Source organism: Pedobacter rhodius, from assembly GCF_027213645.1.
GTDB classification, from domain to species: domain Bacteria; phylum Bacteroidota; class Bacteroidia; order Sphingobacteriales; family Sphingobacteriaceae; genus Pedobacter; species Pedobacter rhodius.
On the sequence record NZ_JAPWGL010000003.1, the window covers coordinates 639,911 to 654,195 of the forward strand.

Sequence of the window (14,285 nt, forward strand, 5' to 3'; positions counted from 1 at the left end):
GATTCTTTTTTAAGCAAACAATTTTGAACCAATGCCGGAAAATTTTCCGGCATTTTTTTTGTACGCAGGCTAAACTTCCGAAGTTTGGGCAATCTTGCTGTTAAATTATGTTAAATACATACACATCAGTATGTTATTAAGTATTTTTACATGCTATTGGTTTTTTGAGGGTAGATGGTGTTACTAATCGCACGCTATTCATACAAGCGGATTTAATGAAGAAAAAAAGTTTTTGGTTTATTACCGTACTTATGACGGTGGCTTTACTGGGTGTTTTTGTAATGCAGCTGTATTACATCCGGGAAGCTTACAAACTAAAATCACAACTTTTTGATGAACAGGTAAACCAAACACTCACCTCGGTTGTAAATAAGCTCCAGCGACTTAATGCTGCGGATAGAATCAATAGAAAAGATATTGAGAACAAGATAAAACGAAGCCAGGACTTAAGGCAAAGGCAACTCGATATAAAAGACCTCAGGCAACAGTTTGCCGAAGCAGCCGATTTACGACAGGCGGAGCGGGAGAACGAAATGGAAAGGTATCTAAACCAGCAGGATAGTTTAATAAGAGCTTCTTATGCTGCGCCAAAGGTAATCAGTGAAAGTGAATATGTTTCACTATCGCCTGGTGGTAAATCGAGTTTAGATTTGCAGTTTAATGCCTTTGTTGATGTTAACTATAAAGTAAGAGGAATTAGTCTGCGATCCAAATTTGCTTCACCTGATGCAAAAACATTTGACTTTAGAACACCGCAAAATTTACCAGATACAATTCGTTACCAGGTTTTTGAACCTTCTACCGGCAGGCCTTTATTTTTGGGGTTGCCAAAAATTTCTGATGATTTGGTAAAGAAGTTTAAGCGTGAAGATGACATCGCAAAAAGGCAGTTGGAGCTTAAAATAACTGCTTTGGGAAAAGACACTTTGCCTTACAAAACAGGATATAATTTACTGGAAGATGTTGCAAAGGAGATGACTGAAAAGAATGTTCCACTTGCAAACAGAATTAATTTTGCATCATTACAAGAAACGCTCAAAAAATCTTTTTTAGATCATAATATTACGCAGCGCTATAATTTTAGAGTTAAGCTTGCTCAAAAAGATTCGGTACTCTATTTACAGGCTTCTTATCCCCAACAAACATTTTTACCCAAAAATACGTATAGAACAACACTTTTCAGCAATGATTTATTCCGTGACCCGGGCATTTTGGAGGTAAATTTTCCAGATAAGAATTCAGCTATTGTGGGTAATTTAGGTGCAACACTTGCATCTTCTGTGGGCCTTTTACTAGTGCTTGTTTTTATATTCAGTTATACGTTGTATGCGATTTTAAAGCAAAAGAAAATCTCTGAAATGAAAACGGATTTTATTAACAACATGACGCACGAATTTAAAACGCCTGTAGCTACAATTATGATTGCAAGTGAGGCGCTTAAAGATCCGGAAGTTACCGAAGATAAAGCCAGGCTAAAAAGACTCGCCGGAATTATCTACGACGAAAATGTCAGGCTTGGAAGCCACATAGAGCGTGTTTTAAGTGTTGCCCGTTTAGAAAAAGGCGAGCTGCAACTGGAAAATACCGAGGTGGATATGAATGATTTAATTATGATTGTTCTGGATAGTATGAGCCTTCAGCTACAAAAGAAAAATGCTGTTTTAAATATTAATACTGACGCGGAAAATGCTGTTGTTTTTGGCGATGAACTTCACCTTTCGAATGTGCTTTATAATTTAATTGATAACGCCAATAAGTACAGTAAAGAAGTTCCGGAAATAACCATTTCTACAAAAAATGTAGGTAAAAATTTAATCATCGAAATTGCCGATAATGGAATTGGCATGAGTAAAGAACATGCTAAACGGATATTCGATCAGTTTTACAGGGTGCCTACAGGTAACTTACACGATGTAAAAGGTTTCGGACTCGGATTGAATTATGTACAGGATATTATTAAAAAGCTGAACGGTACGATAAAAGTAAGCAGTGAAAAAGATAGGGGGACAACTTTTGAAATCGCTTTGCCTTTATAAAAGGGGCAAATTAACTGTCGGTACAAAAAGGGGCTTTATCGATACATTTCATATTCGCAGGTACAATTTAATTAATATAGCTGGATAATTAATTTATTGTATCTAACTTATATTAAACCATGATGCTTAATCAGAATCAAACCTTTAGCGTAAGCGCTTACATGACTAAACAAAAAAAAATGAAAAAAATACTTTTGGTAGAAGACGATCCGAATTTAGGCTTGCTGCTGCAGGATTATTTGCAGTTAAAAGGAAAGTTTGATGTGGTTTTATGTACCGATGGAGAAGAAGGCTTACGGGCTTTTAATAAGCAAAATTTTGATCTGTGTATTCTGGATGTGATGATGCCAAAAAAAGATGGTTTCACTTTGGGTAAAGACATCAGAAAAATTAATGCTCACGTACCAATGATTTTTGCAACGGCTAAAACGATGCTTGAAGATAAATCTGCTGCATACGATTTAGGCGGCGATGATTATATTACTAAACCGTTCCGTATAGAAGAACTTTTGCTCCGTATAAATGCAATGTTTAAACGTGTTGCAAACAAAAGCGGTCAGAATGATGAAGCAACCGAAAGTCAGTTTTCTATCGGTAAATATAACTTCGATTACACCACTCAGATTATAACCCGCGAAGATCAGATTCAAAAGTTATCTACTAAAGAAGCTGAACTATTACGTTTGTTGTGCTTAAAGAAAAATACTGTTTTAACCCGCGAAGAGGCATTGCTTACCATCTGGCATGATGATAACTACTTTAACGGAAGAAGTATGGACGTGTTTTTAAGTAAACTGCGTAAATATTTAAGAGAAGACCCGGCAGTAGAAATCATCAATGTACACGGAAAAGGCTATAAACTTTTAGTAAGCTAGTCAGATATATAGGTTTTGCTGAACCGCAGGGATTAAGTTGCGTTCCTGCGCAAGTTTAAACAAGGTGTCTACAGCTTTCCGGCCTTCCTGACCTAAATTTATACTGTATTTGTTCACATATAACTCGATGTGTTTATACATCACCTTTTCATCCATTTCCTGCGCATGTCGCCTAATAAATTCGGTACTGGATTTTGGATGGGCAAACGCATATTCAACAGATTGTTGAATTAAGCGGTTTACTTTTAACTGGATTTCCCTTTCTAAATTTCTGTTGACTACAATGCCGCCTAAAGGAATGGCGCAACCTGTTAATTTTTCCCAATAATCACCTAAATCGACAATTTTATTTAAGCCCTTGTCTTGATAAGTGAAACGATTTTCGTGAATGATTAAGCCTAAATCTATTTTTTCCTCCAGCAAAGCCGTTTCAATTTCCGAAAAAACCATTATTTCCTTATTTTGCAATTGCGGATAGGCAATACCTAAAAGAAAGTTTGCCGTTGTATATTTTCCCGGAATACCAACTTTTAAATCGGCTTTCAATTCGCCTTCAAATTCTTTTTTGCTGATTAATAACGGGCCAACACCGAAACCCAAAGCACTACCTGCATCAAGTAAGGCATATTGGTGTGCAACATAAGCAAAAGCATGAAAACTTAATTTAGTAATATCCAGTTCACCTTTTAAAGCTTTTTGATTTAGCGTTTCCACATCATCAAAAAAAACTTCAAATTCTAAACCTTCTGTATCAATTTTATGATGAATCAGTGCATCGAAAATAAACGTATCATTAGGGCAGGGTGAAAAACCAAGTGTAAGTTTCATGCATCAAAATTAAACCATACCATAAATTAGTTCGTCATAATCAATTCATATCTGACAGAAAAGCAATTGCCCAATCATTTAAATTTTTAATGGCCAATCCAATTTTCCATTTATCCCTATTGCGGGGCTCAACATAATTGGAAATGCTTCGAACTTGTAAGCAGTCTGTTTTTTCCTGCTTGCAAGCAAATAATACTGCAGCACCTTCCATACTTTCTGTTTTGGGATTTAGCCGCTCGCTTAGGTTGCGGATATTTTTTTCATTTCCGCTTACCCGGTTTACGGTTATGCCCGAAACTTCAGGTAAATTAAGGTTGACATTGCTATTGGATTTATATGTATTTTCTCCGAAGCCTAAATCTGTAATGGTTAGAAAATGCTCGCCATCTTCCGCGCCAAGTTCGGCAAAGGTATCTTCCGTAATATTTACTAAGCTTCCCAATTTAAGGCCTCTGTCAAAAGCACCTGCAATACCCAGATTTAAAACCAGCTTATATTTTGAAGATAAATGCTTTCCTAAGGCAAAAGCCGTTGCAACCATTCCAACGCCTGTAATAAGCACATCAAAATTTTTATCTTCGATAAAATCGCCTTCCTGCAAATTAAAGTGTTGATATAGAAAGGTGAGTTCTGCTTTGGTTGCGGCTACAACTAATGTTTTCATAATTTAAAGTTAAGCAAACATCGTTAGGTTTACTTATTATAGTTTCCCTTCATCATCCATTTTACATCTTCCATAATTATCATTGGCCTTCGGCAGTAATCATTATATTTGTGGTTTAATTATAATAATGATTTATATAACAAGAAAAGCATCATTTAATGCCGCACATAAGCTGGCCCGAACCGATTGGGATGATGATAAAAACAATGAAGTTTATGGTAAATGTGCTAACCCCAACTGGCATGGCCACAATTATTGGCTTTACGTTACTGTAAAAGGAGAAATTAACCAGGAAACAGGATTTCTTGTCGACCTTAAGTGGTTAAAAGATGTAATGAATACTTATGTTGTGGATAAAGTCGATCATAAAAATTTAAACCTTGATGTAGATTTTATGAAAGGTAAACTTGCCTCAACGGAGAACCTTGCTGTAGCCGTTTGGGACCAGTTACTAGCCCCTATTGCAGAGAGCGGCGCTGTTTTACATTGCGTTAAAATTTACGAAACGGAAAATAATTTTGTTGAATATTTTGGTTAAGCCTAAATGGAAAAAGACATTTTAAAAGGAGAATCGAGAGACGGCTATGTAAAAATCGACCGTTATGATGAATCCAAAATTGAAGCTGTCGCTACACATTACAGAGATATCTTAAGCCAGTTAGGTGAAAACCCGGAACGCGAAGGCTTATTAAAAACACCTGAACGTGTGGCCAAGGCATTACAGTATCTTACACATGGATATGATTTAAGACCTGATGAAATATTAAAATCGGCTATGTTCGAAGAAGATTACAGCCAGATGGTTGTGGTTAAAGATATTGAGGTTTATTCCATGTGTGAACATCACATGTTGCCGTTTTTTGGCAAGGCACACATTGCCTATATTCCAAACGGACATATTGTCGGCTTAAGTAAAATCCCCCGCATTGTAGATGCCTTCGCCCGTCGCTTACAGGTTCAGGAGCGTTTAACAAACGAAATCAGGGATTGTATACAAAATACTTTAAGCCCCATGGGTGTCGCGGTGGTAATGGAATGCAAACACTTGTGTATGGCCATGCGTGGTGTGCAAAAGCAAAATTCAGTAACTACCACATCTGCATTTACAGGAACCTTTTTAAGCAATGATAAAACCAGGGCCGAATTTTTAAGGTTAATTACAGCGAGTTTAGATTAACCCCCAACCCCTAAAGGGGAGCACGGGTGTCAGTATTAATAAATTAATTAAATATTATTTCCCCTTTAGGGGATTAAGGGGCATGAAAGCATACATTTTTCCCGGTCAGGGCGCACAATTTGTAGGAATGGGTAAAGATCTTTACGAAAACCCAAAAGCTGCAGAATTATTTGAAAAGGCTAATGAAATCATCGGTTTCAGAATCAGCGACATTATGTTCAGCGGAACGGATGAGGAGCTCAAGCAAACCAATGTAACACAGCCTGCAATCTTTTTGCATTCAGTTATTTTGGCCAAAGTTTTAGGAGATGAATTTAAGCCGGATATGGTTGCCGGTCACTCGTTAGGCGAGTTTTCTGCCTTAGTTGCAGCCAAGGCCTTAAGTTTTGAAGATGGCCTTAAATTGGTAATAGCACGGGCAAACGCCATGCAAAAAGCATGTGAGGCAGAACCATCAACTATGGCAGCAATTTTAGGTCTGGCCGATGCTGTTGTAGAAAAAATCTGTGCTGAAATAGATGCCGTTGTGGTACCTGCAAATTATAATTGCCCCGGGCAATTGGTTATTTCGGGTAGTATCGAAGGAATTGATCTGGCATGCGCAAAACTAACAGAAGCCGGCGCCAAAAGAGCTTTGAAATTAAATGTAGGCGGCGCATTCCATTCGCCTTTAATGGAACCTGCTAAAATCGAATTACAGGCCGCGATAGAAGCTACAGCCGTTTCAGCACCTATTTGCCCGGTTTATCAAAATGTCGACGCCAAGCCATATACAGATCCGATCCAAATTAAAGAAAATCTAATAAAACAATTAACCGGCGCTGTACGTTGGACACAAACAGTGGAGAACATGCTTGCAGATGGAGCAACCGAATTTACAGAGGTTGGTCCTGGTAACGTTTTGCAGGGCTTGGTAAAAAAAGTAAGTCGTGAGGTTAGCACAAACAGTGCTACTATTGCATAATATAATGAAATTGAATAATTAATTCAACGCCATAAACAGCTATGTTTATGGCGTTGTTTTTTACAATAATTAATATCTTTATCAAAATCGATGAAATTGAGCTTTGGTGTTAAAATAAGATTTCTATTGCTTGTTTTGGGCTGCTGCCTCATTGCAACTTCTATTTCATTGAGTCGGTTTACAACAAAAGAAAAGCTTCTGGAACGGGAGGCTAAAAAAGTTCAGCAAAACCTGCTTATTAAGGAAGAAATTGTCGATAATTTTCTTTCCAATAAAAAAGAAATTGCAAAGGCAAAGCGATTTCATCTTGACGCCAGAAATGCTTTAAATTTTTTAACACTTTACCGTACAAATGGTATTAATCTTCAAACCTTTCAAAATAACCAGCTTAAATACTGGAGTACAATAAGGATTTCAGATATAAACCCTCAAACAATTAAGGAAGGTAAATCTGTTCTGTACTTATCAAACGGCTATTACGAAGTCATTAAGAAAACAGATAAAGACTTTGTATTGATATTTCTGATACCCATCCAATCGAAATATAGTGTTCCCGAAAACAGGTATTTCAGGAATGATATGGACCCGCTGTTATCTGATTCGAAGATTATAACCCTTTCGGAATATAACGATAAGGATGTTTACTCCATCAGGAGTAAAGACAAAACATTTTTATTCGAATTGAAGATAAAACCAGGCTATGCGGATGATTATTATTCCGATACCCAACTCTGGCTTTTTGTAGCAGGTATTTTATGCATCTGCATGTTCTTTAATTCGCTTTGTTCGCTTATCGCAAGGCGCGGCTACCTGGTTTCCGGCAGTTTGTTGTTTTTGGCTTTTTTTGTAATCGGCCGGTTAACTGATATTAACTTCGGTTGGTTTAATCATCATTTTCCGCTGGAGCTATTCGATCCGAAAATTTATGCTGCTAACGACCTCATGCCTTCGCTGGGCGATTTTCTTATGGATATATTGGCAGCGACATGGTGGCTTTTATTCGTTTACAATCATAAAGAACAATATCAATTTGCAGATTGGATAAAACGCAACAGGCTTTTAGGTTTACTTATTCACGGCCTTTTACTCATCAACATTACACTGATTGCCTTTTTTATTGACGATTTATTTTTCGGACTAATCAATAATTCAAAAATCAATTTCGATATTATTAACATCCTTAAACTCAGCGGGAATAGTTGGGTAAGTATCGTGATTTTATGTTTGGCCTGGTTTCAAATTTATCTGGTTACCGTAATATCCGTTGAAATAAGTAAACAATTAAATGTAACCAACAAAGAAAGAATAATATTATTCCTGGTCGGATTTGCAGGTGTTTTTACTTATAAACTGCTAACCGATTTTACTGCTTTTTTTATTGTTTATGCGCTGGTCCTTTTCATTGTCGGCAGAATATCGTATGTAAAAGGAAAACATTTCTCTATTGGCTTGCTCGCTATTCTGTTTTTTTGTCTGGCATTTAATACTTCGATAAAATACATTAAATATAAAGATATTAAAGAACGAAGTGAGCGTGAACTGCTTGCCAGAAAAGTACAATCTTCAGAAGATCCGAATGCAATTATTGCCCTCAGCAAATTGGAGCGGCAATTGCTCGAAGATGAATTTTTAGTCAGGTATTTTACAAATAACAAAATAACAAACTTTGCCGTACTTAAAAATCATGTAAAAGGGTATTTAGACGGTTATTTGACTCGTTATGATTATAATATTTATGATTACAACAAGTTTGGAGCGGCAATAAACAGCGCTGAAGCCCAGCCAATACAGAAATATAAGCGTTTGGTCGAATCCGGATCAGTTAAGACAGAAGCGTCTAACTTTTTCTATCAGGTTAACAATACATTTGGCTATCAAGATTATTTCGGGATTATTCCTATTGTAAAAAAGAATAGCTTACTGGGTACATTGATCATAGAATTGCACTCTAAGCCTTATAATTACAACAATCGTTTACCCGATTTGCTGGCGGATCAGAAATATAGTAAAGATGAAGAATTTAAAAATTATTCTATTGCGCTGTATAGCAATAACAAATTGCTTAACCAATCCGGCACATATACTTATCCTTTAAATGGAAGTATTTATAAAGGAAAGCCGGATGATTTTGTAATTGCCAATGATGACGTATTACATTACAGCCATTTGATATTTAAACCCAGTAACAGTAAAATGGTTGTAATCAGCAAAGAGAAGGCTGGTTATGTGGAGCGGCTTGCTGCACTTTCGTTTTTCTTCCTGGTTTTCATAATATTTTGTATAATTCTGTATGGTCTGGTTTGGCTTATTAAGAATCTTGATGATGACAGGGTGGGTTGGTTCAGCATCAACCGTTCATTAATGATTAATGCAAATAAAATCCTGTATAAAACGCGTATACAGGTTACAATTGTTTTAACCGTAGTAGCGACACTGCTTGTCGTTGGCTGGACAACCTATGGCTATATGAATGTTGAATATCGTGGTCAGCAAGATGTTTTGATAAAGGATAAGATCAGGAAAGTTCAGCAAAATTTTGAAAAACAAGTTTTTAATGAAGGTAACATAAGCACAGATGAAAATGCAATTGCCGATTTTAATAATTTTGCTGACCTTAATAGTGCCGACTTAACCCTTTATGATACCTTGGGAAATGTGATGATGACCACCTATCCGAAATTATATAATTTTAAGATAATCGGGCGCAAAATGGGAACAAAAGCTTACCAGAACCTGCGGGGATTTCAACGATCAGAATTTATTAATCAGGAGGAGAAAATAGGCAATTTGACTTATGCCGCAGCTTATGCACCTATAAGAAACGCACAGAATAAAACGATAGCATACATTGGCCTGCCTAATTATTCCAATGAAGATGAATACAAAGACAAGATAGCTTTGTTTGTAAGCAACCTGATAAATCTTTACGCCCTGGTCTTTGTAGCAATAGGCGTATTGGCTGTGTTTTTAGCCAACCAGATTACAAACCCTTTAACATTTTTACAGGAAAGCTTTAGCCGTACGAAAATGGGGCAGAAGAATGAGCCGATTGTTTGGCGCAGGCACGATGAAATCGGTTCACTGATTAAAGAATATAATAGTATGATCGCTGCATTAGAGGATAGTGCTGTAAAACTTGCACGTTCCGAGCGGGAAAGTGCCTGGCGGGAAATGGCAAAACAGGTTGCGCATGAAATTAAAAATCCTTTAACACCCCTTAAACTTGGTGTGCAATTACTGGAAAAATCCTGGAGAGAAAAAGATCCTAACTTTGAGTTAAAGTTCAACAAATTCAGTAAATCCTTTATAGAGCAAATTGAAAGCCTTTCGAAAATAGCATCCGAATTTTCGAATTTTGCAAGAATGCCCGATACTAAATTAGAGCAAACAGCTGTGCTTTCGGTTATTGAACAAGCCAGGGAGGTATTTAAAAGTGCCGAAAATGTTGATATCAATGTGGTAAATAAATCGGATATTAATATTTACATTCAGGCAGATAAAGACCAGTTACTTCGTTCCTTTAATAATCTTTTTAAGAATGCCATTGAAGCAAATGATGATGATGGCGCCTGTTCAATAAACATTTTGGTTTATAATGATAACAGAAATGCCTATATCGAAATCAAGGATAATGGTAAAGGGATTCCGGTAAGCCTGCATGATAAGATATTTGTGCCGAACTTTACGACAAAGACTTCAGGTACGGGTTTGGGGTTAGCGTTTGTAAAACAGGCTATTGAAAACGCAGGGGGGAATATTAGTTTTACGTCGGTTATAGGTAAAGGAACAACATTTTATTTAAACTTTCCTTTGGTTTAAAATTATTTTAATTCTAATTGTGCTTTACCCATTGTAGCGCCATCGGTGTATAAAATTACCGTGTAAATACCTTTAATATAAGGTTTAGGGTTTGTCCAATCGATTGTATATGTGCTGTTATCGTTATTATAATCTATAAAAATGGAATGTGTATATTGCATTTCCTGCCCTTCGGCTTCAAAACGGTTATTTTCATTTGCAAGCAAGTTTCCTGCAGGGTCGAAAACTCTTATAAAAATATTATGATGGCCTTTTTCTGCCAGTTCATTTGGTATTATACTAAAACGAATGCTCAGTTTTTCGGCGGCAGAAGATTTACTAACTTCTATTTTCCTGCCTGTTGATTTTGTCCGGTAAGCAACAATATCGGCTTTTTGCATCTTTAAAATGGCGGCTGTTTTAACCTTGGCATTCAGGTTGTAATTTTCATTAGCCAAGTTATTTGCCCTGTCATTCGCAGTTCTGACAGAATTTTCCAAACTATCTTTTGCAGATTTTAAAAAAATATTTTCTTTTTGAAGTGCTGAAATTTGTTTGTTGTAGTTATTTACAAATGTTTGAAGTTCGGCTACCTTTCTTCTGGCATCTTCTAAATCGGCTTGTGTGATTTTGTTGTTTTCGAGCGAACGCTTTAGTAATTCAATTTCTTTTCTCGCCAGCTTCTGTTCTTCTATCAATTTTTCATTAAGATCCAGGTTCAGCGCATTAACCTTATCCAGTTCAACTTCAATTTTTTCGACTTCTAACCTGAGCTTATCTTTTTCAGTGCTTACCGTTACCAGACGTTCTCCCTGCTGCCGATCTTTAAAAAATAAATATCCGTTTGTACCAATTAAAGCTGCTATTACAATTATGAGGAAGTAAATTTTATTTCTATCGCCTTTATTAACGTTTTGTGGTTCCATTTTTAATAATACTCTTTCGTTTCAGTTAATATAATGATGTTTTCATAGGTAATGGTAACACATTTTAAGGTAGAGTAGAAAGCGTAAATTAAAATTTTTAAATAAAATATATAAGTTTTTTAAAAAAAATCGTTTACTTGCTAAGGTTCAAATTGTATTATATTTTGAACAAATACACACAAAGAGTAAAAAAAATACACAGAAATAATGCTTAAAAACTTCCTATACGCAATTTTATCTTTAACTGTACTACCTTATATATTAAATGCCCAACCAACATCAAAAATTGCACCAAAAAGAGAGTTTAGAGGGGTTTGGATAGCAACTGTAACCAATATCGACTGGCCATCGAGGCCAGGACTTACAGCTGATCAGCAAAAACAGGAACTTATCGGAATTTTAGAAAGGCACAAATCACAAGGCATTAATGCAATATTATTACAGGTACGTCCTGCAGCTGATGCTTTTTATGCAAAAGGGCGTGAACCATGGAGCCAATGGCTTACGGGCAAACAGGGATTGGCGCCGGCACCCGGTTATGATCCTTTGGAGTTTGCTATCCGGGAAGCGCATTCCAGGGGGATGGAATTGCATGCCTGGTTTAACCCATACCGTGCCAGTATGAATATGATAACGGCTCTAAGCGCCAATCATGCTACAAAAATGCATCCTGAATGGTTTTTTAATTATGGAGGGAAGAAACAGTTCGACCCGGGTATTCCTGAAGTCAGAGAATACATCACTCAGGTGATTTTAGATGTAGTAAAAAACTACGATGTTGATGGTATTCATTTCGATGATTATTTTTACCCTTACCCACTTGCCGGTCAAAGAATAGATGATGGCAATACTTTTTATAAATACCCTAATAATTTTTCCGATATAAAAGACTGGCGAAGAAATAATGTCGACTTATTAATTAAAATGGTTGATGATAGCGTACATCACTATAAAAAATATGTGAAGTTCGGTATTAGTCCATTCGGTATCTGGCGAAATAAATATGAAGATCCTGAAGGTTCTGAAAGTAAAGGGCTTTCCAATTTTGCAGAACTTTATGCTGACAGCCGTAAATGGGTAAAAGAGGGTTGGGTAGATTACATTAACCCGCAGATATATTTCAGTTTTAGTAAAAAGGTGGCGCCATATGGTGTATTACTTGATTGGTGGAGTAATAATGCTTACGGCAGACATGTTTATATCGGTCATGCAGCTTACTTAATTAATTCCAGGGCAGAAGCTGCCTGGAGAAATTTTTCTGAAATCCCAAATCAGATACGTGCGCTCAGGGAGAATAACCGTATTCAGGGAAGCGTTTATTTTTCTTCCAAATCATTAAGTACCGTTGGCCGTTCGCTTGGCGATTCCTTAAAAACGGATTTGTATAAATACCCGGCTTTACCGCCACAAATGCCTTGGCTGGATGAAACACCTCCAAACGAACCCAAAGCATTGGCAGCCGACGCACTTAAAGACGGCGTACATTTGAGCTGGCAAATGCCTTTAAAGGCAAAGGATGGCGAAACCGCATCAGGCTTTGTAATTTACAGGTTTGCAGAAGGTGAAAAAATATCTGTACTTGATCCTAAAAATATTCTGAGAATCAGTTTTGAAAACTACCTCTCTTTTATTGATACAACGGTAGAAAGCGGAAAGCGCTACAGTTATATGGTAACGGCGTTAGACAGGCTGAAAAATGAAAGCGATCCAAGCGGGCCTGTTGGTGTGGAAGTTCCTTTGGCTAAAGAATAAATTACACTTTGATAATGATGTTCTTTTTGTACATAATATAAAGCAGAACATAGAAGCCAAGCACATAGGTTATGGCCCAAACCAATGATGCATTAACCGGTGAAAAAAATGGCATATAGCAGGTTTCATACAAACGGACCAGGATGCCTGTTTTTGTGCCATCGGGTTTAGTTACCTGGATTAAGTTAAGCACCCTGGGCATTAAACCTGCAAGAAAAAAAACGGTTATTGCATTTACGCCATACACGACAAAAGGCGTAGTAAATTTTTTATAACCCTGAACATCAATAATCCAGTAACATAATGCTAAAGCGACTGATGCCAAACCACCTGCGTATAAAACATAAGAGCTCGTCCAGAGTGATTTATTAATCGGAAATTGTAAATCCCAAAGTAAACCCAAAACAATTGCAGCAATGCCGGTACTAAATAACCATGCAACTTTTGTTGGGTTATCTACATCTTTTCTGCGCATCCAGATACCTACCAATATACCGAATAAACAGGTGCCGATAGCAGGCAAAGTACTTAAAACACCTTCCGGATCCCAGGTTTTTGATGAAGCCCAGGTGTGTGCTTCTGTTAAAACACCTCTGTCTATCCAGGCGGCAAGATTAGTTTCTTTTTCCATATTAGGATAACCAACGCCCGGGACAGGAACAAATGTCATCAATGCCCAGTAAACAGCAAGAATTACAATTAATGTTTTGAAAATTGTTTTCTGTGAGGCTTTTAAGAAAATAATGCTGCTGATAATGAATACAATTCCAATGCGTTGAAGCACGCCCAATAACCTTACGGTTTGTAGTGCGTGAGCAGGATCATTAAGCAACTTTCCGAATATAGCCAGGAAAAAACCAAGAAAATACAGAATCAATCCCCGTTTAATGGCTTTTATAATTGTCTTTTTGTGTGTTGACGGATTTGTCTTGCTGCTGCTCATTGCAAAAGCAATTGATACGCCTACAATCCATAAAAAGAAGGGAAAAACCAAATCTGTAGGCGTACAGCCATTCCATTCTGCATGTTCCAAAGGCGCATAAATATGGCCCCAGCTGCCCGGATTGTTTACTAAAATCATGGCGGCTACCGTTAATCCTCTTAAAAAATCGAGAGAGAGCAAACGCTGTTTTGGCTGAGTCATTTTCAGAAAGGGTTAGATTGGAGAAACTAATTTAGAGTATTGTTTTTATAAAGTGAAATTTTACCTGAAAACTTACGTTCGCAGAAACCACGAATTCTACGCTGCATTAGCCTTTTAGAAT

The 14,285-nt window shown here is 37.0% G+C and carries 11 protein-coding genes; 7 read left to right on the forward strand and 4 right to left on the reverse strand.

All coding sequences use genetic code 11. From position 1 onward, the window contains the following. Positions 1 to 215 precede the first annotated feature (215 nt). On the forward strand, positions 216 to 2,036 hold the full coding sequence (locus tag O0931_RS12885; protein ID WP_269415987.1) for a sensor histidine kinase: 1,821 nt from the start codon (positions 216 to 218) through the stop codon (positions 2,034 to 2,036). A 179-nt stretch (positions 2,037 to 2,215) separates the two neighbouring features. Continuing rightward, positions 2,216 to 2,911, forward strand: a complete 696-nt coding sequence (locus tag O0931_RS12890) for a response regulator transcription factor (RefSeq protein ID WP_269415988.1) — start codon at positions 2,216 to 2,218, stop codon at positions 2,909 to 2,911. Here the strand turns inward: O0931_RS12890 and O0931_RS12895 are convergent, their stop codons facing one another. Then, positions 2,912 to 3,739, reverse strand: coding sequence for a menaquinone biosynthesis family protein (locus O0931_RS12895; RefSeq protein WP_269415989.1), 828 nt, complete (start codon positions 3,737 to 3,739; stop codon positions 2,912 to 2,914). A gap of 40 nt (positions 3,740 to 3,779) precedes the next feature. Further along, positions 3,780 to 4,403: a futalosine hydrolase gene (gene mqnB, locus O0931_RS12900; protein ID WP_269415990.1), complete on the reverse strand. Its 624-nt coding sequence runs from the start codon at positions 4,401 to 4,403 to the stop codon at positions 3,780 to 3,782. 127 nt (positions 4,404 to 4,530) lie between these two features. Between mqnB and O0931_RS12905 the strand changes: the two genes are divergently transcribed. The 4 genes from O0931_RS12905 (at position 4,531) to O0931_RS12920 (ending at position 10,363) form a co-directional block, all read left to right on the forward strand. Continuing rightward, positions 4,531 to 4,941 (forward strand): 6-pyruvoyl trahydropterin synthase family protein, encoded by a 411-nt coding sequence (locus O0931_RS12905; RefSeq protein WP_269415991.1) that lies wholly within the window; start codon positions 4,531 to 4,533, stop codon positions 4,939 to 4,941. A gap of 6 nt (positions 4,942 to 4,947) precedes the next feature. After that, positions 4,948 to 5,580: a GTP cyclohydrolase I FolE gene (gene folE / locus O0931_RS12910; RefSeq protein WP_269415992.1), complete on the forward strand. Its 633-nt coding sequence runs from the start codon at positions 4,948 to 4,950 to the stop codon at positions 5,578 to 5,580. Positions 5,581 to 5,662: 82 nt separating this feature from the next. Further along, positions 5,663 to 6,544 carry an ACP S-malonyltransferase gene (fabD, locus tag O0931_RS12915; protein WP_269415993.1) on the forward strand — a complete coding sequence of 294 codons (882 nt, stop codon included), beginning with the start codon at positions 5,663 to 5,665 and terminating at the stop codon, positions 6,542 to 6,544. 90 nt (positions 6,545 to 6,634) lie between these two features. Then, entirely contained in the window at positions 6,635 to 10,363 is a 3,729-nt protein-coding gene (locus O0931_RS12920; RefSeq protein WP_269415994.1) for a sensor histidine kinase, read from the forward strand. A 2-nt stretch (positions 10,364 to 10,365) separates the two neighbouring features. On the opposite strand, the gene O0931_RS12925 is transcribed toward O0931_RS12920, so the two are convergent. Beyond that, positions 10,366 to 11,268 (reverse strand): hypothetical protein, encoded by a 903-nt coding sequence (locus tag O0931_RS12925; RefSeq protein WP_269415995.1) that lies wholly within the window; start codon positions 11,266 to 11,268, stop codon positions 10,366 to 10,368. 207 nt (positions 11,269 to 11,475) lie between these two features. Between O0931_RS12925 and O0931_RS12930 the strand changes: the two genes are divergently transcribed. Further along, positions 11,476 to 13,020 (forward strand): glycoside hydrolase family 10-like protein, encoded by a 1,545-nt coding sequence (locus O0931_RS12930; RefSeq protein ID WP_269415996.1) that lies wholly within the window; start codon positions 11,476 to 11,478, stop codon positions 13,018 to 13,020. A 1-nt stretch (position 13,021) separates the two neighbouring features. On the opposite strand, the gene O0931_RS12935 is transcribed toward O0931_RS12930, so the two are convergent. Continuing rightward, on the reverse strand, positions 13,022 to 14,164 hold the full coding sequence (locus O0931_RS12935) for an acyltransferase family protein (RefSeq protein ID WP_269415997.1): 1,143 nt from the start codon (positions 14,162 to 14,164) through the stop codon (positions 13,022 to 13,024). Positions 14,165 to 14,285 lie beyond the last annotated feature (121 nt).

Excerpts from the sequence above, each read along its gene's own strand:
- O0931_RS12885 (WP_269415987.1), top strand. The coding sequence starts at position 216 with ATGAAGAAAAAAAGTTTTTGGTTTATTACCGTACTTATGACGGTGGCT.
- O0931_RS12925 (WP_269415995.1), bottom strand. The coding sequence starts at position 11,268 with ATGGAACCACAAAACGTTAATAAAGGCGATAGAAATAAAATTTACTTC.
- O0931_RS12935 (WP_269415997.1), bottom strand. The coding sequence starts at position 14,164 with ATGACTCAGCCAAAACAGCGTTTGCTCTCTCTCGATTTTTTAAGAGGA.
- O0931_RS12905 (WP_269415991.1), top strand. The coding sequence starts at position 4,531 with ATGATTTATATAACAAGAAAAGCATCATTTAATGCCGCACATAAGCTG.
- fabD (WP_269415993.1), top strand. The coding sequence starts at position 5,663 with ATGAAAGCATACATTTTTCCCGGTCAGGGCGCACAATTTGTAGGAATG.
- O0931_RS12890 (WP_269415988.1), top strand. The coding sequence starts at position 2,216 with ATGAAAAAAATACTTTTGGTAGAAGACGATCCGAATTTAGGCTTGCTG.
- O0931_RS12930 (WP_269415996.1), top strand. The coding sequence starts at position 11,476 with ATGCTTAAAAACTTCCTATACGCAATTTTATCTTTAACTGTACTACCT.
- O0931_RS12895 (WP_269415989.1), bottom strand. The coding sequence starts at position 3,739 with ATGAAACTTACACTTGGTTTTTCACCCTGCCCTAATGATACGTTTATT.
- O0931_RS12920 (WP_269415994.1), top strand. The coding sequence starts at position 6,635 with ATGAAATTGAGCTTTGGTGTTAAAATAAGATTTCTATTGCTTGTTTTG.
- folE (WP_269415992.1), top strand. The coding sequence starts at position 4,948 with ATGGAAAAAGACATTTTAAAAGGAGAATCGAGAGACGGCTATGTAAAA.
- mqnB (WP_269415990.1), bottom strand. The coding sequence starts at position 4,403 with ATGAAAACATTAGTTGTAGCCGCAACCAAAGCAGAACTCACCTTTCTA.